Below are 18,727 nucleotides of genomic sequence, written 5' to 3' on the forward strand. Positions count from 1 at the left end.
GAGCCCGCGAAGCCTCAGCGCGCGCCGGCCAGCCGGCGCAGCCGGCCCGCGGCCAGCGCGTGGCGGGGATCCGCCGGCGGGCAGAGCGCCATCAGGGCGCGGCAGGCCTGGGCGTCGTCGTCGCCCGCGGGGAGCTGAAGCCAGCCGCGCAGCAGCTCCGGGTCGGCGGCGGCGATGACCGCCTCGCGCACGCTCATCGTCAGGCGGAAGCGTGCCTCGGCGATCGTCGGCGCGTCGGAGCCGGGCAGCAGCTCGCCGGCCGAGAAGCGCTCCAGCGCGGCCGGGACGTCGCCCGCGGCCAGGAGCGCCTCGACGACGGCGACGTCGGTGGACAGCGGCCCGGACAGGCGGTAGGGCTGGGCCAGCAGCAGCGGCCCGAGGATGCGGCGCAGGCGCGACAGCTCGGCGCGGATGGAGACGGGCTTGCCGAAGTCGCCCAGCAGCTCGGCGGCCAGCTGCTCGGCGCGCCAGCCGCTCGGGCGCAGGCTCATGAGCAGCAGCAGCTCGCTGTGGCGCGGCGACAGCGTGTGGGTCTGCCCGCCGACGGTCAGGCGGGCCCGATCACGACCGAGGATCTCCAGCGTGGCGGTCGCGGCCGGCTCGGCGGAGGCCTCGCGCGCGCTGACCGACCACAGCAGGAAGCCGCGACCGCCGGGGAGCGGCTCGGCCAGCGCGGCGCCGCCGCCGGGCAGCGCGATCACGCCGCCCTCGGGGGGGAGCGCGATGCGGCGACCGGTGAGGCCGTCGCGCGCGGAGAGCAGGACGCGCCCGGTCACGGTGGTCAGCGCGTGCGGGTGCGACGGGCCGTGTCCGATCCGGTCGCCGAACGCGTCGACCAGCTGCGCGGCGGCCTCGTCGGCGGCGCGGCGCAGCTCCTGTTCGACGATCCGCGCGGCCGCGCTGACCACGGCGAGCGAATGCGGATGGGCGGTGTCCAGCGCGCCCGACAGATCGAGCACGCCGACGGCCTGACCGCTGTCGGGGTCGTGCACCGGCGCGGCGCTGCAGGTCCAGTCGTGCACCGGGCGCGCGTAGTGCTCGGCCGAGAAGACCTGCACCGGGTGTCCGGTGGCCAGGGCGGTGCCCATGGCGTTCGTGCCCGCGACGTTCTCGCTCCACACCGCGCCGGGACGCAGGTGCGCCTCACGCGCGCGGCTGAGCACGGTGTGCTCGCCTTCGATCCACAGCAGCGTGCCGTCGGCGTCGCAGAACAGCAGCACCTGATGGGCCGCGTTTCCGACGTCCCCCAGCAGCTCGCGGACGGCGGGAACCGCGGCGGCCAGCGGGTGCGCCTCCCAGCGGGCGCGCGCGTCGTCCTCGGCCACCGGCACCGGGGCCATCGCGCCGTCGGCGTCGACACCCGCGTCGCGACAGCGCTCCCAGGAGTCGCCGATGACGTCCCGGACCACGCCGCTGGGAGCGGCGCCGGCGAGCACGGACTCGCGGGCCACGGCGAGGCTGCGCGCTCGCTCGTGACGATCGGTCGTCGAATCGATGGCGACCCACGGACTGGCCACCCTGTCTGCTCTCCTTTGCCGACTGCCCTGCAGGCTAGGGATCGCGATGCTCGTCCGCAACGCCAATGCAACCCCGCTGCAACCCCGTTGCTCGCACACTCGGCTCTGAGGTCCCACGACGGGCATCGCAAACGAAGAGGAGAGGTTCCGGCATGGCCACCGAGGTCCAAGGCACCACCCGTGCACAGTTCTTCGACGGCGCACCGCGCCAGCTGTTCATCGACGGGCAGTTCGTCGACGCCGCCGCCGGCGAGACGTTCGAGACCCTCGATCCGGCCACCGGCGAGGTGCTCGCCGAGGTCGCGCGCGGGGAGGCCGAGGACATCGACCGTGCCGTGGCCGCCGCGCGCCGCGCGTTCGACGGCCCGTGGAGCAGGCTGAACCCGTCCGAGCGCGGCCGGATCCTGCACCGCATCGGCGACCTGATCGAGGCCAACGCCGACGAGCTGGCCGAGCTGGACTCGCTCGACAACGGCAAGCCGGTGGGCGTGGCCAAGGCCGCCGACTGCGCGCTGGCCGCCGACCTGTTCTGGTACATGGCCGGCGCCTCGACGCGCCTGAACGGCGGGACGATCAACCCTTCGGTGCCCTACATGCCGGGCGCCGAGTTCCACGCGTACACGCTGCGCGAGCCGGTCGGCGTCGTCGGCCAGATCATCCCGTGGAACTTCCCGCTGCTGATGGCGGCGTGGAAGCTCGGGCCGGCGCTGGCCACCGGCTGCACGGTCGTGCTCAAGCCGGCCGAGCAGACCCCGCTGAGCGCGCTGCGCCTGGCCGAGCTCATCTCCGAGGCGGGCGTCCCCGACGGCGTCCTGAACGTCGTCACGGGCTTCGGCGAGCCGGGTGCCGCGCTGGCCGCGCACAAGGGCGTCGACAAGGTCGCCTTCACCGGCTCCACCGAGGTCGGCAAGTCGATCGTCCAGGCCGCATCGGGCAACCTGAAGAAGGTCTCGCTGGAGCTCGGCGGCAAGTCCCCGAACATCATCTTCGAGGACGCCGACGTCGATGCCGCGATCGCGGGCGCCGCGTCGGGGATCTTCTTCAACCAGGGCGAGGTGTGCAGCGCGGGCTCGCGCCTGTACGTGCACAACGAGCACTTCGACCGCGTGGTCGAGGGCGTGTCCAACGCGGCCAAGGCGATCAAGGTCGGCCGCGGCTTGGACGCCGACACGGAGATGGGCCCGCTCGTCTCCTCCGAGCAGTTCGACCGCGTGACGCACTACCTCAACCGCGGCGTCGAGCAGGGCGCACGGGCGACGACGGGCGGCAGCGCGATCGACGGCCCGGGCTACTTCGTCGAGCCCACGGTGCTCGTCGGCGCCGAGCACGGCCACGACGTCGTCGACCAGGAGATCTTCGGCCCGGTCATCGCCGCGCTGCCGTTCGACAACATCGACGACCTGGCCAACAAGGCCAACGACAGCGAGTACGGCCTGGCCGCCGGCGTGTGGACGCGCGACATCTCCACCGCGCACAAGCTGGCCAAGCGCATCCAGGCGGGCACCGTGCACCTGAACACGTACCACGTGTTCAGCGCCGAGCTGCCCTTCGGCGGCTACAAGCAGTCGGGCTGGGGACGCGAGATGGGCGCCGAGGTGCTCAACAACTACCTCGAGACCAAGACGGTCATCGCCCAGCTGTAACGACGCCGTTGTCAGGTCTGCGTCGCCATGCGACGCCAGGCCGACAACGACCGTGTTTCCGCGGCCGCTGGGGCGGACGCCACGCCGCTAGCGCTCACCAGTAGCCGTCCATCAGCTCGCGCGACCACGCGGGCTGATGGGTGGCGCCGGTGGGGCCGAACTCGTCCATCCACGGCTTGATGTCGAGGATGGGCGTCCCGGCGATCGCGTCGAGGCCCTGGACGTGCAGGTCGCGGCCGTCGACGCGCAACAGCGTGCAGCGCGAGACGCCGAGGCGGTTGGGCCGGTCCTTGGCGCGCTGCGCGTAGATCCCCACCCGCGGCCAGTCCTCGTTGCCGCGCGGGTGGCGGGCGCCGGTCTCGACCTCCGCGGGATCGACGCGGTCGAACAGGTAGACGACCTCGAGGTGGGAGAACTCGGCCAGGCCGGCGACGGCGTCCGGACCGAAGCGCGCGTGCAGGCGGATGATCGCCCGCTCGGCGCCCCAGTCGTCGTCGCGCACCTCCTCGCGCCCGCCCAGCACCCGGGCGATGGGCTCGACGGCGAAGCCGCTCATCCGGTGATCGCCTGGGCCAGCACGTCCGCGGCGCGCTCGCAGTCGGCGCGGTCGACGTCCATGTGCGTGACGGCTCGCACGGTGCGCGCCGCGAAGGCCATCACCGCGACGCCGTCGGCGGCCGCCCGCTGCACGACGGTCGCGGCATCGGGCCCGCCGTCGCGCAGGCGGATCACGACGATGTTCGTCTCCACGGTGGCGGGATCGAGGTCGACCTGATCCAGCGCCGCCACCCGCCGGGCGATCAGCGCCGCGTTGGCGTGGTCGTCGGTCAGGCGGTCGACGTTGTGGTCCAGCGCGTACAGCCCGGCCGCCGCGAGGATGCCGGACTGGCGCAGCGCCCCGCCGAGCATCCGCCGGTAGCGCACGAGCGCGTCGATGTGCTCGCGCGAGCCGGCCAGCAGCGAGCCGACCGGGCAGCCCAGACCCTTGGACAGGGCCAGCGACACGAGCGTGAACGGGGCGGCCAGCGCGGCCGGATCATCGCCACGGGCGACGGCCGCGTTGAGCAGCCGGGCGCCGTCCAGGTAGGAGTCGATCCCGTGCTCGCGCGCGGTGTCGCCGACGCGCTCGAGCACCGCCACGTCCCACACCAGCCCGCCCATCCGGTTCTGGGTGTCCTCGACCTCGATCAGCGTCGTCGGCGGCTGCAGCAGGTGGCCGCGCGGACGGATCGCCGCGTCCAGCTCGCCCACGGTGAAGCGCCCGTCGGTGCCGATCTCGGTGAACTGCACGCCCGCGTTGGCGGCGCCGGCGCCGGTCTCGTGCCACACGGCATGCGTCTCGCGCCCGACGATCACGTCATCGCCCGGTCGGCAGCAGAGCTTCAGGGCCAGCTGGTTGGCCATGTGCCCGGAGGGGACGAACAGCGCCGCCGGCTTGCCCAGCAGCGCCGCGACGCGCTCCTGCAGCGCGTTGACCGTCGGGTCCTCGCCGAACTGGTCGTCGCCGACCTCGGCCGCGGCCATCGCCGCCCGCATCCCCGGCGACGGTCGCGTGACGGTGTCGGAGCGCAGGTCGATCATCGCGCCGATCCTACGCGCGGGCGCTGCGCTACCCCCGGGTCCGGCGCGGACGCTCGCGGTTGCCGGCGCGGTCGGTCGCCCACACGCGCAGCTGGGGCAGCTGCGCGCGGCGCAGCGTGAACGCGTGCTGGTAGCGGCGGACGGGGCCGTCGGCGAGGCGATAGCGGATCGCCCGCACGCCGCTGCCCCCGGCGCCGTCGCGGGCGCGCAGCGTCACGCGCACGCGGCCGTGGGCCAGGCGTCGCACGGTGATCGTGGTCCGCGGCGCCGTGCGGTCGCGCGCGCCCGTGGTCGGGCCGGTGGGGGTCGGAGCGGGGACCGGCGCCGGCGTGGCCGGGGTCGGGGTCGGGTCCGCCGACGGCGTCGTGGCCTGGCCGCCGGAGCCACCGGTCCCGCCCGAGCCGCCCGAGCCACCCGTCCCGCCCGAGCCACCCGTCCCGCCCGAGCCACCCGACCCGCCCGATCCGCCCGAGCCGCCGGGCGTGAGACCGGGGATCTGCGGCTCGGCGCCCGGCCCCAGCGTCAGCGTGCGCGACTGGCCCAGCGCCGGGAAGCGGGTCACGGCGCCCGTCGCCTCGCCATCGATCTGCGTGACGGTCACCCGGGCGCTCGGGTCGTCGAGCGTGAGCGCGAGCTCCCGCGACGCGGGCACGATCACGAACACCCGGTGGGCCAGCCGGACCACGGTCAGCCCAGGGTCGGCCTCGGCCTGGTCGAGCGTGATCGCCGTGGCCGCCCGCGCGGTGCTCGCCGTTCGCGGGCTCGGCGTGAAGTCGTCGATGTCGTCGATCTCCACCATCCAGCCCTCGCTGGGGCACGAGGCGACGTCGTCGGCCACATCCACGGGCGTGCCGGTGGTCAGGTAGGGCACCAGCCGGCGCAGGGCGCCGCGGTCGCCGCCGAGCGCGACGTGGCTGACATCGCACACCCGGTGCACCGGCCGCTGCGCACCCGGGGTGGTGCCGTCGAACTCGGTCCCGATCATCGACGACCGGCTGGGCACGGTGCCATCACCCGGAGCGAGCAGCAGCTCGACCTGCGGATCGTCCGCGCCGCGCACGGTGATGCGCCGGACGGTGGGCACGCCGTCGCCGACCATCACCTCCCAGGGCAGGTCGCCGATCCCGGCGAAGGTGTCGAAGGTCGACGCATGGCGGGCCTGGGCCTGCGCCAGCAGCGCCGGCACGCCGCCCAGCGCCGCGACCGTCGAGCTCACGCCCGCGGCGTCCAGTGCCCCGGCCTCGTCGAACAGCCACGGGCCGTAGCTGGCCGACGGGAACAGCGTGAACAGCCCCGAGAGCGTGCGCGCGAACCGCTGCAGCTCCTCGTTGTCGAAGAACAGGTCCATGCCGATCTCGTCACCGGGCGCCTCGACGCCGGCCAGCAGCGGGAAGAACGACTTCGGCGAGCCCCAGTAGGGCGTGCCCAGCGTGGCCACCCGGGCGACCTTGTCGCGTCGGGCGGGATCGGAGACGTACTCGCGGGCCAGCAGCCCGCCCATGCTGTGCCCGACGATCACCACCTGGGAGGCGCCCGACTCGGCCAGCAGGTCGTCGATGAACAGGTCCAGCTCGGCCACCGAAGCCGACGGCGCCTTGCGCCAGTCCCAGCCGTAGGTGTGCGCGTCGGTGTCGGCCATCCGCTCCAGGGTGTCGGCCGCCCTGCCGTAGACGTCCTTGCCGCCGGCGCTGCGCAGGATCTCCGTCGGCCCGGCCTGGTCACACCCGTCGAGGCCCAGGTTGGTCAGGCCGTCGCTGTCCAGGCGCATCGCCTCGGTGTTGGGCGACAGCGGGATCCGGGGCCACAGCTCGCCGCCGTCGCCGGTGCCGTCGCAGGTCACCTCGGAGCCCAGGAAGCCGGGCAGGTAGACGATCGGCGGCGCGATGCGCTGCCACCCCAACGCCATGGCGCCGGGAACGGCGGTGAGCTCGTGCTGGACGGGGCCGCCGGGCGTGGCGCGGATCGACACGGTCGTGGTCGCCGTGCCGTCGGCGTGGTACTGCGTGCGGTAGACGAGGAAGCGCCCGTCGGGCCCAGGCAGCGCCGCGCCGATCACCGCGGCGGTGCTGCAGCTGTCGGTGTGCTGGCAGTTGGGCACGTGCACGACCGTCGGGTTGTCGACGATCTTGCCGCCGGGGATCGTGAACAGGTCGTCGTCCACGCTGATCACCAGCCCGTGGCTGTTGGTCTCGGAGGTGAGCTGGCGGCTCTGGTAGTGGATCGTGCCGTCCGGGCCGATCGCCGCCGGCCCCGCGGAGGAGATGCCCGAGCGCAGGATGGTGGTCCCGCCGCCGTCGGGGTCGATCGACGCGATCGCGTCGTTCTGCCCGCTGTCGGAGATCATCGTGATGACGAGGCGGTCGGTGACGTGGTCCCAGACGACGCTGGTCGGGACCCGCTCGCTCGGCCCGCCCTGGACGTCCATCAGCCGGACCGGCGCGGGGATCGCCGGCAGGTCGTCGGCGTCCTGCGCGGTGGGGTCGAGCTGGGTCAGCTCGAACACCCACAGCCCGTAGTGGCCCGCGGCCAGACCGACCACGGCGAGGCGATCGCCACCCGGGGAGAAGCTCGTGTCGATCACCGTGTCGAGCTTCAGCCGCCCGCTGGCCGGCAGGTCGGAGAAGTCCACGTCGGCCAGCGTCATGCGCCCGGCGGGATGGCTCGGGCTGATCACGAACAAGCGGCGCTGGATGGTGTCCACGAGCGTGTACGAGCGCCCATCGGGGGAGAGCGCCGGCACGTTGGAGAAGCTCGTGTGGCGCGTCACGCCGACGACCGCGCCGCTGCTGGGGTCGTGGTGGTTCCAGCCCGAGCCGTTGCCGAGCAGCAGCTCCCCGGGGTCACCCGGTGGCGACGACCAGCCCGCCCACGCGTTTGCGCTGCCCGCCAGCGCTGCCACCGCCACTACGAGTCCCGTCGTGAATCCCCGCACCGGGCGAACCTAGGTCGCCGGCCGCTCCGCGCCAACCCCGGACTTCGGTGACCCGAACCCTGAGAATCTGTGTCTCATTGTGCAGATGCGCAATACTGCGCAGAACAACGGGCAGGAAAGGGCAACATGACGCAGGTGAAGGTGGTCGAGTCGGAGGTGCTGCACGACGACTGGTCCGAGCTGCGGCGGACCGTGCTGGACGTGCGGCGCAGCGACGGGACCTGGTCGCGCCAGACGCGCGAGACCTACGACCGGGGCAACGGCGCGGCGATCCTGCTCTACGAGCCCGACGCCGGCACGGTCCTGCTCGTGCGCCAGTTCCGCTACCCCGCCTTCGTCAACGGCCACCCCGACGGGATGCTGCTCGAGGCGCCCGCGGGGCTGCTGGACGGCGACGCCCCGGAGGCGGCCATCCGGCGCGAGGCCGAGGAGGAGACCGGCGTGCGCGTGGGGGAGGTCACGCCGCTGTTCGAGCTGTTCATGAGCCCCGGCTCGGTGACCGAGCGCCTGGCCTTCTTCGCCGCGCCGTATCGCAGCGGCGAGCGGGCCCGGATCGCGGGCGTGGCCGACGAGGGGGAGGAGACCGAGGTGGTGGAGCTGTCGCTGGACGCGGCGCTGGCCGCGATGCGCCGGGGCGAGATCATCGACGGCAAGACGGTCCTGCTGCTGCAGTGGGCCGAGCGCGAGCGACCGTGCTGAAGGAGGAGCGCCAGCAGCGGATGCTCGAGCTGCTCGGCCGCGAGGGGCGCCTGGTGGCCTCCGAGCTGGGTGAGCGACTGGGCGTGTCGGGCTACACGGTGCGCCGGGATCTCGAGGAGCTCTCGGAGGCCGGGCGCCTGCAGCGCGTGCACGGTGGCGCGGTCGCGCGCTCGCGCGTCGGCGGCACCTACGACGAGCGCCGCGCCCAGGAGCCGGCGGGCAAGCGCGCGGTGGCGCTGGCCGCCGCCACGCTGCTGCAACCCGGCGGCGTGCACATCTTCGACGGCGGCACCACCGCGCTGGCGCTGGTCGACGCGATCCCGCCCGGTTTCGCGGCCACCTGCGTCACCCACAGCCCGCTGGTCGCGGCCGCGCTGGCCCGGCACACCGAGGTCGAGGTCGTCCAGCTCGGGGGCATCCTCGATCGCCGCGCGATGGTCGCCGTGGGGGCGGAGACGATCCGGGCCTACGGGCGCATCAGCGCGGACGTGTGCTTCCTCGGCGTCTGGAGCCTCAGCGCTGGCGGCGGCATCGCCGGCCGCTACCCGGAGGAGGCCGAGGTGCGCCGCGTGATGGTGCAGCGCGCCGACCGCGTCGTCGGCCTGTGCTCGGCCGACAAGCTGAACACCGCCGCCGCGTTCAGCAGCGCGCCGGCCACCGCGCTGACCCACCTGGCCACGGAGGCGAGCGTCTCTGAGAGCACGCTCGCTCCGTTCCGCGAGCTGGGCATCGCGGTCGTTACGCACGCTTGAGGCGCGCCCCTACCCTGGATTGGCATGCCGCGCCGCGTCCTCATCCTCGGCTCGACGGGCTCCATCGGCACCCAGGCCCTCGACGTCGTCGAGCGTTCCGGGGGCGAGTTGGAGGTCATCGGGCTCTCCGCCGAGCGCTCCTGGGAGACGCTCGTCGAGCAGGCGATCCGCCTGGGCGTCAAGCGCATCGCGCTGGCCGACCCGATCGCGGGCGCTCGGGCCAGCGAGGCGTGGACCGACGGCGAGGTGCTGGTCGGGGCGCAGGGGCTGGTCGAGCTGGTCGTCTCCAGCGGCGCCGACCTCGTGCTCAACGCGCTCGTCGGCTCCGCCGGCCTGGGGCCGACCGTGGCCACGCTGGGCGAGGGCATCGACCTGGCGCTGGCCAACAAGGAGTCGCTCGTCGTCGGCGGCGAGCTGGTCACCGCCCTGGCCGAGGCGACCGGCGCCGCGCTGATCCCCGTCGACTCCGAGCACACCGCGCTGCACCAGCTGATGGCCGGCCTGCCCATCGGGGCCGTCGAGCGCCTGGTCATCACCGCGTCGGGCGGCCCGTTCCGCGGCCGCACCCGCGACGAGCTGTCCGACGTGTCCGTCGCGCAGGCGCTCAACCACCCGACGTGGGCGATGGGCGGCAAGATCACCATCGACTCCGCCACGCTGATGAACAAGGGCCTCGAGGTGATGGAGGCCCATCACCTGTTCGGCACCCCGTACGACCGCATCGACGTCGTCGTGCATCCGCAGTCGATCGTCCACGGCGTCGTCGACCTGATCGACGGCGCGTCGCTGGCCCACCTGGGGCATCCGGACATGCGCATCCCGATCGCCTACGCGCTGCACCACCCCGACCTGGCGCCGCTGCCCACCCGCCGCCTGCGCCTGGAGGAGGTCGGCAGCCTGACCTTCGAGCCGCCCGATCTGGACGCGTTCCCGTGCCTGCGCCTGTCGCGCGAGGCAGCCGTGGCCGGCGGCACCGCGCCCTGCGTGCTCAACGCGGCCAACGAGATCGCCGTGCACGCCTTCCTGGAGGGACGGCTGCCGTTCCTGGGCATCGCCGCGGTGATCGAGGACACGCTGGGCGCGCTCGGCGGTCAGCCGATCCGAGCCTTCGAGACCTTGTACGAGGCCGATCGCGAGGCGCGCCGTGAGGCGGCGGCGCTGGTCGAGGAGTTCGTCACGGGCACCACCCACTGGAACGACCCGGGGCGGGGAACGAGTTGAGGGTGCTCGGATGAGCTGGGTCCTGGCCTTCGTCGGCTTCTCGGCGCTGATCGTCCTGCACGAGCTCGGGCACTTCGCGGCCGCGAAGGCCACGGGCATGCGCGTGGAGAAGTTCTCGCTGTTCTTCGGCCCGATGTTCGCGAAGTTCCGTCGCGGCGAGACGACCTACGGGATCGGCCCGATCCCGCTGGGCGGCTACGTGAAGATCACCGGCATGAACCCGGCGGAGGACATCCCGCCGGACGTCCTGCCCCGGGCCTACTACCGCCAGCCGGTGTGGAAGCGGATCGTGGTCATCGGCGCGGGCCCGTTCGTCAACATCGTGATCGCGTTCCTGCTGATCTGGGGCCTGGTCATGTTCTCCGGGCTGGAGAACCCCGATCCCCAGCAGCAGCGCTACGTCAGCGTGATCGAGAAGGGCTCGCCCTCGGCCGGGCAGCTGCAGCCGGAGGACCGCATCGTCTCGGTGGACGGGAAGACGCGCGTCCAGGACTTCAGCACCGCGATCAGCTCGCACAAATGCGAGGGCACGCCGACCGACGGATGCCAGGCGGCGACGCCCGTGACGATGGTCGTCGAGCGCGACGGGCAGCGCAAGACGCTGACGCTGACCCCGGTCTACGACCCCGACGCCAAGCGCACCCGGGTCGGGTTCTCCTACGGGCTCTCGCCCGACTACCACGCGCCCAAGGTCACGCAGCCCGTCGGCGAGGCGGCGGTCACCAGCCTGGACCGCATGTGGTTCGTGACCCACACCACGGTCAGCGCGATCGGCAAGATCTTCTACGACTCGCAGGCGCGCAAGGAGGTCTCGGGCGTCGTCGGCTCCTACGAGGCCACGCGCCAGTCCTTCGAGTTCGACACCGCCCGCGCGATCTGGGTGCTGGCCCTGATCTCGCTCTCGCTGGCCGTCATCAACCTGTTCCCGTTCCTGCCGCTGGACGGCGGTCACATCTTCTGGGCGCTGGCCGAGAAGGTGCGCGGCAAGCCGATCGCCTTCCAGGTCATGGAGCGCGCCGGATTGATCGGCTTCGCCCTCGTCGCCTGCCTGTTCGTGCTCGGCCTGAGCAACGACATCGGGCGTATCGCCGACGGCGGCTTTCAGGTGCGTTAGCCTCCCGCTCAAGCCCCGAGGGAGGAGAAACGGTGGAGCCCACCGCTGCTGGATATCGGCCGAGCGCGCTGGATGCGGCAACGGTCGCCGAAGCCTTTCGCATCACCGCCGACGAGCGGCCCGAGGACCTCGCCGTGCGCAGCCAGGGCGGCGCCATCGAGTGGACGTGGGGCGAGTTGCGCGATCGGGTGGACGCGCTGGCTTCGGGGCTCTCGCGCCTCGGCGTCAAGCGCGGTCACAGCGTCGCGCTGCTGATGAGCAACCGGCCCGAGTTCCACGTCGCCGACCTGGCCGTGATGACGCTGGGCGCCACGCCGTTCTCGATCTACAACACCTACGCGCCCGAGCAGATCGAGTTCGTGATCTCCGACGCCGACGCCCACGTGCTGATCGTCGAGCAGGCGCTGCTGCCCGGTGCCCTGGCCGCCCGCGAGCTGCTGCCCGACCTCGAGCGCCTGATCGTCATCGATGGCGACGCGCCCGAGGGCTGCCTGACCCTTGACGAGGTCGTCGCCGACGGCGATCCCGAGTTCGACGCCGACGCCTCGATCGCGCTGATCGACCCCGACGACGTGATCACGCTGATCTACACGTCGGGCACGACCGGGCCGCCCAAGGGCGTCCAGCTGTGCCACCGCAACGTGATGACGGCGGTGCGGATCGTCAACGACCTGATCCGCCTGCCCGAGCACGGCCGGGTGATCTCCTGGCTGCCGGCCGCGCACGTGGCCGAGCGCGTCGCCCACCACTACCTGCCGATCGCCTACGGGCTGACCGTCACCACCTGCCCGGACCCGCGGCAGATCATCGCGGTGCTGCCCGAGGTGCGCCCGTCGTGGTTCTTCGCGGTGCCGCGCATCTGGGAGAAGCTGAAGTCCGGGCTGGAGGCGATGTTCGCCGGGCTGCCCGAGGAGCAGCGCGAGGGCGCGCAGAAGGCGCTGGCCGCGTCGCTGCAGCGCGTGCGCCTGCAGCAGGCCGGCGAGCCGGTGCCCGACGAGCTCGAGGCGGCCTGGGCCCAGGCCGACGCGCAGGTGTTCGCGCCGCTGCGCGCGCAGCTCGGGTTCGACCGGTTCGAGGCGGTCAACGTCGGCGCCGCGCCCACGCCCGTGGAGGTGCTCGAGTTCTTCCACGCCATCGGGATCCCGGTGGCCGAGCTGTGGGGGATGTCGGAGACCACCGGCGCGGGCTGCGTCAACCCGCCCGAGCGCATCAAGATCGGCACGGTCGGCCCCGCGTCGCCCGGCGTGGAGCTCAAGCTGGCCTCCGACGGCGAGCTGCTCATGCGCAGCGACGTCGTGATGCCCGGCTACCGCAACCTGCCCGACAAGACGGCCGAGGCGATCGACCCCGACGGCTGGCTGCACACCGGGGACATCGCCCAGATCGACGAGGACGGCTACGTCCGCATCGTCGATCGCAAGAAGGAGATCATCATCAACGCGGCCGGCAAGAACATGTCGCCGGCCAACATCGAGGCGACGTTGAAGGCCGCCTCGCCGCTGATCGGCCAGGCCGCCGTGATCGGCGACGCCCGGCCCTTCAACACGGCGCTGATCGTGCTCGACGCCGACTTCGCGCCGGCCTGGGCGGGGCAGCAGGGGCTGAGCGTGACCGCGCTGGAGGATCTGGCCACCGATCCGAGCACCCGCGACGCGGTCCAGGCCGGCGTCGATGCCGCCAACGCGAAGCTGGCCCGGGTCGAGCAGATCAAGCGCTTCCACATCGTCGTGGGGGACTGGCTGCCCGGCGGCGACGAGCTGACGCCGACGATGAAGCTCAAGCGCCGGCCGATCAACGAGAAGTACGCCGAGGAGATCGCCGCGCTGTACTCCGACTGACAGCCCGCCCCGTTGGGTACAGGCCGCGCATGGCGGCCGAAGCGGTACCCACCGGGACAGGCGGGGCGGACGGCACTCCGCTGAAGAAGGCGATCACGCGGAACATGCTGCTGGTGTTCGTGCTCGGCGACGTGCTGGGCGCGGGCATCTACGCGCTCGTCGGCGAGGTGGGCGCGGAGGTCGGCGGCGCGATCTGGACGGCCTTCGGCCTGGCGCTGCTGCTGGCCGTGTTCACCGCGTTCGCCTACGCCGAGCTGGTCACGAAGTATCCGCAGGCGGCCGGCGCCGCCCTGTACGTCAACAAGGCGTTCCGGATGCCGTTCCTGACCTTCCTCGTCGCCTTCGCCGTGATGGCGTCCGGCGTCACCTCGGCGGCCACGCTGGCCACGGCGTTCGCCGGCGACTACCTGGGCGAGTTCATCGACGTGCCCACGACGCTGGCCGCGCTGGTCTTCCTGGCCGTGGTGATGGCCCTGAACATCCGCGGCATCTCCGAGTCGGTCAAGGTCAACATCGTCCTGACCATGATCGAGGTCGGCGGCCTGATCCTGATCGTGGTGATCGCCGCGGCCGCGCTGGGCGACGGCGCCAGCGGCACCGACGCGGGGCGCGCGTTCGAGTTCAAGTCCGGCGAGGCGGTTCCGCTGGCCATCCTGTCGGGCGCCGCGCTGGCCTTCTACGCGCTGATCGGCTTCGAGGACTCCGTCAACGTGGCCGAGGAGACGCAGAACCCGCGCCGCTCCTACCCGCGGGCGCTGTTCGGCGGGCTGGCGGTCGCCGGCGTGATCTACCTGGCCGTGACGCTGCTGACCTCGATGGTCGTGCCCACCGACAAGCTGAGCGAGTCCAGCGGCCCGCTGCTGGAGGTCGCGCAGGTGGGACCGCTGGCCATCAACACGAAGATCTTCTCGGCGATCGCGCTGTTCGCGATCGCCAACGGGGCGCTGATCAACCTGATCATGGCCTCGCGGCTGACCTACGGCATGGCCCGCGAGGGGATCGTGCCCAAGGCGTTCGCCAACGTGCTGGAGGGCCGCCGGACGCCGCTGCTGGCCATCCTGTTCACCACCGCCCTGTGCGCGGTGCTGATCATCGTCGGCGACCTGTCGACGCTGGCCGACACCACGGTGACGCTCCTGCTCGCCGTGTTCATCCTGGTCAACATCAGCGTGCTGGTGCTGCGCCGGGACGACGCCGACCACGACCACTTCCACGCGCCTACGGTGTTTCCCGTGATCGGCGCGATCGTGTGCGCCGGGCTGCTCACCCGCCAGGAGGCCAAGACGTTCGCCTTCGCCGGCGGTCTGCTCGTCCTGGGCGTGGTTCTGTACCTCGTGTCTCGTACATTTGCCCGGGAGAGAACAACGCAGTAAAGGATCCCCAGGGGGGCGCCGACACATGAGGCGTGGCGTTCCCCCCGCGCATCACGCTCGCCCTTCTGCTGGGCGCTCTGTCGCTCGCCGGCCTGCTGGCGGCGACGGCGTCCGCCGGTCCGGCGGCGCAGCGCTCCGCCGCCGATCGCTTCGCCCCGACGTCGCCGGCCATCGCCCAGGCCGAGCAGATCGCCCGCAGCTACTGGGGCACCGACCCGTGCGACGGTCAGGTCACCGTGTCGTGGCGCAAGCAGGCCCGCGACATCAACGCGCTGTCGACCTGGTCCAGCCCGACCGAGGACGCCTACGCCGATCCGGCGGCCAACCGCGACTGCGCCATCGACCTGAACCCCGCGGCCGCCTTCGACTGGCCCAAGCTCTGCACGGTGATCGTCCACGAGTTCGGCCATCTGGCCGGGCACGATCACGATGCCCAGCCGGGCCGCCTGATGTCCGAGCTCTACACGACGCCGCTGGCGCAGTGCGCCGCTACGGCGCGACGTGCTGTCGCGTCACGTGCGCCGGTGACGGCGCCCCCAGCAGGCTGAGCGCCAGCTCGATCTCGTCGCGCAGCAGCGCCAGCAGCCGCGTGACCGCCGGTTCGCCCCCCGCGGCCAGCGCCCACAGCACCGGGCGCCCGATCAGCACCGCCCGCGCGCCCAGCGCCAGGGCCATGACCACGTCGGTGCCGCGGCGCACGCCGCCGTCGACGTAGACCTCCATCCGCCCGCCGACGGCGTCGACCACCTCGGGCAGCAGGTCGAGCGTCGCGGCGACGCCGTCGAGCTGGCGCCCACCGTGGTTGGAGACGATGATCGCGCTGGCCCCCGACGCGCAGGCCAGCTCGGCATCCTCGGCGGTCTGGATGCCCTTGAGGATCAGCGGGACCGCGAGCTCGTCGGCCAGCTCGGCCACGGTGTCCCACGTGAGGCCCCCGCTGACCACCGAGAAGAACTCCTGGGGCGAGGGCGAGGCATCCAGGCCCAGGGCCGCCCGCGCGGCGGGCAGGTCGATGTCGCGCGGGACGTGGAACCCGGTGCGGAAGTCGCGCTCGCGGCGCCCGGGGCGCGGTGCGTCGACGGTCAGCACCACCGCGCCGAAGCCGCTGCCCATCGCCTCTTCGCACAGGGCGCGCGTGATCGCCGAGTCGCGGAACAGGTAGAGCTGGAACCAGCGCGGCGCGGCGGGCGCGTGCTCGGCCACCTCCGATGGCCGCGACGAGGCCAGCGTCGACAACGTGAAGATCGTGCCCGCCGCGGCGGCCGCGCGGGCGGTGGCCGGCTCGCCGTCGGGATGGGCGAGGCGGTGCAGCGCGGCGGGGGCGATCAGCAGCGGCATCGACACCGGGGTGCCCAGCACCGTCGTCTGCGTCGTCGTGTGGTCGACGTCGATCAGCACGCGCGGGCGCAGCCGGCGGCGCTGGAAGGCCGCCACGTTGTCGCGCAGCGTGTGCTCGTCGCCGGCGCCGCCGTTGTAGTAGCCGAGGACGCCCTCGGGGAGCACGTCCGCCGCGAGCGCGGCGAAGTCGGCGGTGTTGATGGCCTCCTGCCAGCTCATGGGCGGCGCACCGCGATCCACGACTTGGCCAGCGGGCCGAACCGCTCGGCCACGAGCTCCGAGCCGGGCAGCAGCGCGGCCAGCTCGCCGCGGCGCAGCAGGGCGATGTCCTCCCAGCCGCCGGCGGCGCCCAGGCGCCAGTACGGGCGTCGCAGGGCGACCGGGAGCCAGTGGGCGACGGGCAGCAGCGCGTGCGGCTCGACCGGGAACGAGTAGGCCGGCGTCTGCACCCACCAGCCGCGCGCGACCCGGCGCAACTCCGCGGCGAAGGCGGCGCGGTCGGCGGGCGCGAGATGCTCGACCACGCTGGAGGAGTAGGCCAGGTCGAAGGCGCCGTCGGCGAAGGGCAGACGCCGGGTGGCGTCGGCCTGCACGAACGGACCCGGGTAGCCGGGGCGCGGCGCGACGTCGGTCCCGGTGATGTCCAGGTCGGGGGCCAGGCCGCGCAGGCCGAGGGTGCCGCAGCCCACGTCGAGGATGCGCGTGGTCGCCGTGACGCCGGTGCGCTGGAGGAACTGCTGATGGCGGGCGGCACGGGCCCGCTGGGCGAACGGCTCGGCGATGCGGGCCAGCGGGCCCCGGGCGGTGGCGTAGACGTTCACAGGCGCAGGAGGACGGCTTCCTACACTAAGAGGCAATGGCCTCCGAGCGACAGATCCACGTCGGGCCGGTTCCCGTCGGCGGCGGCGCCCCCGTCGCGGTCCAGACGATGACCAAGACGGAGACGGCGAACCTGCAGGCCACGATGGACCAGATCCGTCGCGTGGCCGACGCCGGCGCCGACATCGTCCGGTGCGCCGTCCCGCGCGAGCAGGACGTCGAGGCCCTCAAGACGATCGTGCAGCAGTCGCCGATCCCGATCATCGCCGACATCCACTTCAACCACACGCTGGCGCTGAAGGCGATCGACGCCGGGGCCCACTGCGTGCGCCTGAACCCGGGCAACATCGGCGGCCCCGACAAGGTGGCCGAGGTGATCGCCAAGGCCAAGGAGAAGGGCACGCCGATCCGCGTCGGGGTCAACTCCGGCTCGCTGCCCAAGCACCTGCTCGAGCTCGAGTACACCAACCCCGTCGAGGCGCTGGTCAGCGCGGCGGTCGAGACGGTCGAGCTGATGGAGCGCCTGGACTTCCAGAACTTCAAGGTCTCGATGAAGTCGACGTCGGTGCCGAACACGATCGCCTCCAACCGGCTGCTGGCCGAGCGGATCCCGTACCCGCTGCATCTCGGCGTGACCGAGGCGGGCACGAAGTGGACCGGGTCGATCAAGAGCGCGGTCGGTCTGGGCACGCTGCTGGCCGACGGCATCGGCGACACGATCCGCATCTCGCTCTCCACCTTCCACGCGGAGGAGGAGGTGAAGGTGGCCTGGGAGATCCTCAAGGCGCTGAAGCTGCGCGAGCGGGGGCCGGTCCTGATCGCCTGCCCGACCTGCGGGCGCCTGCAGTTCGACATGGACTCCGTCGTGGCCGAGGTCGAGCAGCGCCTGGAGGCCTACGAGGACCCGATCGAGGTGTCGATCCTGGGCTGCGCGGTCAACGGCATCGGCGAGGCCCGCCACGCGGACTTCGGCATCACCGGGGCCAAGGACATGGGGATGATCTACTCCAAGGGCGAGCCGCTGAAGAAGGTGGCCACGGAGAACCTGGTCGACGAGCTCTTCCTGGAGATCGACCGCTACTACGCAGCGGGCAAGACGATCGTCCGCGACGAGGCGGCCGCCGCCGAGGCCGCCGCCTGGCTGGCCGAGGAGGAGGACGCCACGGCCATGACCCCCGAGCGCCTGGCCGCCCTGGAGGCCGAGAAGGCGCGCGAGGAGGCCGACGCGGCCGAGCCCGAGCTCTCGCTGGTCGACGAGGCCAGCTCGCCCGTGGCCGGGCGCCGCTTCACCCGCGCCTAGAGCGCGCGGATGCCCTCGATCACCAGCAGGACGCCGGTGGCCACCATCAGCAGCGCGGCCCCGCGCAGGGCGATCGCGTAGCCGCGACCGGCCAGCAGGCGCTTGCGGCCCGCGGAGACGAGCGCGGCGATCGTCGCCTTCGTGCCCACCAGCGTGGCGTAGAAGAACGCGATGAACACGGCGGCCGTGCTGACCGAGCCGGCGTCGGTGAGGATCGGGGCGCCGACGCCGATCCAGAACACCCACGGCGCGGGGTTGAGCAGGTTGATCGTGACCGCCCGACGGACCAGCGAGCCGGGCGGTGCGGGCGTGTCCGCGGACGGGTGCGCGCGGAGGTCGGCCACGCCCAGCCAGACGACGAACAGGCCGCCGGCGATCGACAGCGCCGCGACGACCGCGCCGGGGAGCTGGTCGACGACCAGGACGCAGAGCGCGATGATCGGCGCGTCGGTGAGCAGCGGCGCCAGCGCCACGCGCACGCCGGCCCACAGGCCGTGCTCCAGCGCCGCGCGGATGACCAGCGCCAGCAGCGGCCCGGGCGCGACCCCGGCGCCGAGCCCCAGCGTGACGCCGAGCAGCAGCTCCCGCACGGCCGGCGGG

16 protein-coding genes are annotated in these 18,727 nt (G+C 72.9%); 9 read left to right on the plus strand and 7 right to left on the minus strand.

Annotated features, from left to right (window positions below):
- Positions 1–14: 14 nt before the first annotated feature.
- Positions 15–1,517, minus strand: a complete 1,503-nt coding sequence (locus ACZ5UI_RS06060; RefSeq protein ID WP_464195257.1) for a helix-turn-helix domain-containing protein — start codon at positions 1,515–1,517, stop codon at positions 15–17.
- 152 nt (positions 1,518–1,669) lie between these two features.
- On the opposite strand from ACZ5UI_RS06060, the gene ACZ5UI_RS06065 reads away from it, so the two are divergent.
- Positions 1,670–3,160, plus strand: coding sequence for an aldehyde dehydrogenase family protein (locus ACZ5UI_RS06065; RefSeq protein ID WP_464195259.1), 1,491 nt, complete (start codon positions 1,670–1,672; stop codon positions 3,158–3,160).
- Positions 3,161–3,254: 94 nt separating this feature from the next.
- On the opposite strand, the gene ACZ5UI_RS06070 is transcribed toward ACZ5UI_RS06065, so the two are convergent.
- Genes ACZ5UI_RS06070 through ACZ5UI_RS06080 form a run of 3 tightly spaced genes read right to left on the minus strand, consistent with a single transcriptional unit; the run spans position 3,255 to position 7,640 of the window.
- Positions 3,255–3,716, minus strand: coding sequence for an SAM-dependent methyltransferase (locus ACZ5UI_RS06070; RefSeq protein ID WP_464195261.1), 462 nt, complete (start codon positions 3,714–3,716; stop codon positions 3,255–3,257).
- Positions 3,713–4,741, minus strand: coding sequence for a threonine aldolase family protein (locus ACZ5UI_RS06075; protein ID WP_464195264.1), 1,029 nt, complete (start codon positions 4,739–4,741; stop codon positions 3,713–3,715). Before ACZ5UI_RS06075 ends, ACZ5UI_RS06070 begins: the two co-directional genes overlap by 4 nt.
- Before the next feature lie 28 nt (positions 4,742–4,769).
- Entirely contained in the window at positions 4,770–7,640 is a 2,871-nt protein-coding gene (locus ACZ5UI_RS06080; protein WP_464195266.1) for an alpha/beta fold hydrolase, read from the minus strand.
- Positions 7,641–7,799: 159 nt separating this feature from the next.
- Between ACZ5UI_RS06080 and ACZ5UI_RS06085 the strand changes: the two genes are divergently transcribed.
- From ACZ5UI_RS06085 to ACZ5UI_RS06115, 7 genes are all read left to right on the plus strand, one after another.
- A complete protein-coding gene (locus ACZ5UI_RS06085; RefSeq protein ID WP_464195268.1) occupies positions 7,800–8,372 on the plus strand; it encodes an NUDIX domain-containing protein in 573 nt (190 codons plus the stop codon).
- Complete coding sequence (locus ACZ5UI_RS06090; RefSeq protein WP_464195270.1) at positions 8,345–9,124, plus strand: DeoR/GlpR family DNA-binding transcription regulator; 780 nt, start codon at positions 8,345–8,347, stop codon at positions 9,122–9,124. Before ACZ5UI_RS06085 ends, ACZ5UI_RS06090 begins: the two co-directional genes overlap by 28 nt.
- 24 nt (positions 9,125–9,148) lie before the next feature.
- Complete coding sequence (gene dxr / locus ACZ5UI_RS06095) at positions 9,149–10,345, plus strand: 1-deoxy-D-xylulose-5-phosphate reductoisomerase (RefSeq protein WP_464195272.1); 1,197 nt, start codon at positions 9,149–9,151, stop codon at positions 10,343–10,345.
- Positions 10,346–10,355: 10 nt separating this feature from the next.
- Positions 10,356–11,459, plus strand: a complete 1,104-nt coding sequence (locus ACZ5UI_RS06100; protein WP_464195274.1) for a M50 family metallopeptidase — start codon at positions 10,356–10,358, stop codon at positions 11,457–11,459.
- A gap of 32 nt (positions 11,460–11,491) precedes the next feature.
- Positions 11,492–13,297, plus strand: a complete 1,806-nt coding sequence (locus ACZ5UI_RS06105; protein WP_464195276.1) for an AMP-dependent synthetase/ligase — start codon at positions 11,492–11,494, stop codon at positions 13,295–13,297.
- Positions 13,298–13,401: 104 nt separating this feature from the next.
- Complete coding sequence (locus tag ACZ5UI_RS06110) at positions 13,402–14,670, plus strand: APC family permease (RefSeq protein WP_464195278.1); 1,269 nt, start codon at positions 13,402–13,404, stop codon at positions 14,668–14,670.
- A gap of 32 nt (positions 14,671–14,702) precedes the next feature.
- Positions 14,703–15,218 (plus strand): hypothetical protein, encoded by a 516-nt coding sequence (locus ACZ5UI_RS06115; RefSeq protein ID WP_464195280.1) that lies wholly within the window; start codon positions 14,703–14,705, stop codon positions 15,216–15,218.
- Here the strand turns inward: ACZ5UI_RS06115 and ACZ5UI_RS06120 are convergent.
- Together ACZ5UI_RS06120 and ACZ5UI_RS06125 are read right to left on the minus strand one after the other, a co-directional pair.
- Positions 15,160–16,227 carry an alpha-hydroxy acid oxidase gene (locus ACZ5UI_RS06120; RefSeq protein ID WP_464195282.1) on the minus strand — a complete coding sequence of 356 codons (1,068 nt, stop codon included), beginning with the start codon at positions 16,225–16,227 and terminating at the stop codon, positions 15,160–15,162. The genes ACZ5UI_RS06115 and ACZ5UI_RS06120 overlap by 59 nt on opposite strands.
- Positions 16,224–16,829 (minus strand): class I SAM-dependent methyltransferase, encoded by a 606-nt coding sequence (locus ACZ5UI_RS06125; protein WP_464195284.1) that lies wholly within the window; start codon positions 16,827–16,829, stop codon positions 16,224–16,226. Before ACZ5UI_RS06125 ends, ACZ5UI_RS06120 begins: the two co-directional genes overlap by 4 nt.
- Positions 16,830–16,864: 35 nt before the next feature.
- Between ACZ5UI_RS06125 and ispG the strand changes: the two genes are divergently transcribed.
- A complete protein-coding gene (ispG, locus tag ACZ5UI_RS06130; RefSeq protein ID WP_464195286.1) occupies positions 16,865–18,127 on the plus strand; it encodes a flavodoxin-dependent (E)-4-hydroxy-3-methylbut-2-enyl-diphosphate synthase in 1,263 nt (420 codons plus the stop codon).
- Here the strand turns inward: ispG and ACZ5UI_RS06135 are convergent.
- Positions 18,124–18,717 carry a LysE family transporter gene (locus ACZ5UI_RS06135; protein ID WP_464195288.1) on the minus strand — a complete coding sequence of 198 codons (594 nt, stop codon included), beginning with the start codon at positions 18,715–18,717 and terminating at the stop codon, positions 18,124–18,126. The genes ispG and ACZ5UI_RS06135 overlap by 4 nt on opposite strands.
- Between the last annotated feature and the right edge of the window lie 10 nt (positions 18,718–18,727).

It is taken from the genome of Conexibacter sp. JCM 18997 (genome assembly GCF_055391915.1).

What these genes read in the sequence shown, in the direction of transcription:
- ACZ5UI_RS06070 (WP_464195261.1), bottom strand. Translation starts at nt 3,716, where the DNA reads ATGAGCGGCTTCGCCGTCGAGCCCATCGCCCGGGTGCTGGGCGGGCGC.
- dxr (WP_464195272.1), top strand. Translation starts at nt 9,149, where the DNA reads ATGCCGCGCCGCGTCCTCATCCTCGGCTCGACGGGCTCCATCGGCACC.
- ACZ5UI_RS06075 (WP_464195264.1), bottom strand. Translation starts at nt 4,741, where the DNA reads ATGATCGACCTGCGCTCCGACACCGTCACGCGACCGTCGCCGGGGATG.
- ACZ5UI_RS06065 (WP_464195259.1), top strand. Translation starts at nt 1,670, where the DNA reads ATGGCCACCGAGGTCCAAGGCACCACCCGTGCACAGTTCTTCGACGGC.
- ACZ5UI_RS06120 (WP_464195282.1), bottom strand. Translation starts at nt 16,227, where the DNA reads ATGAGCTGGCAGGAGGCCATCAACACCGCCGACTTCGCCGCGCTCGCG.
- ACZ5UI_RS06100 (WP_464195274.1), top strand. Translation starts at nt 10,356, where the DNA reads ATGAGCTGGGTCCTGGCCTTCGTCGGCTTCTCGGCGCTGATCGTCCTG.
- ACZ5UI_RS06110 (WP_464195278.1), top strand. Translation starts at nt 13,402, where the DNA reads ATGCTGCTGGTGTTCGTGCTCGGCGACGTGCTGGGCGCGGGCATCTAC.
- ACZ5UI_RS06085 (WP_464195268.1), top strand. Translation starts at nt 7,800, where the DNA reads ATGACGCAGGTGAAGGTGGTCGAGTCGGAGGTGCTGCACGACGACTGG.
- ispG (WP_464195286.1), top strand. Translation starts at nt 16,865, where the DNA reads ATGGCCTCCGAGCGACAGATCCACGTCGGGCCGGTTCCCGTCGGCGGC.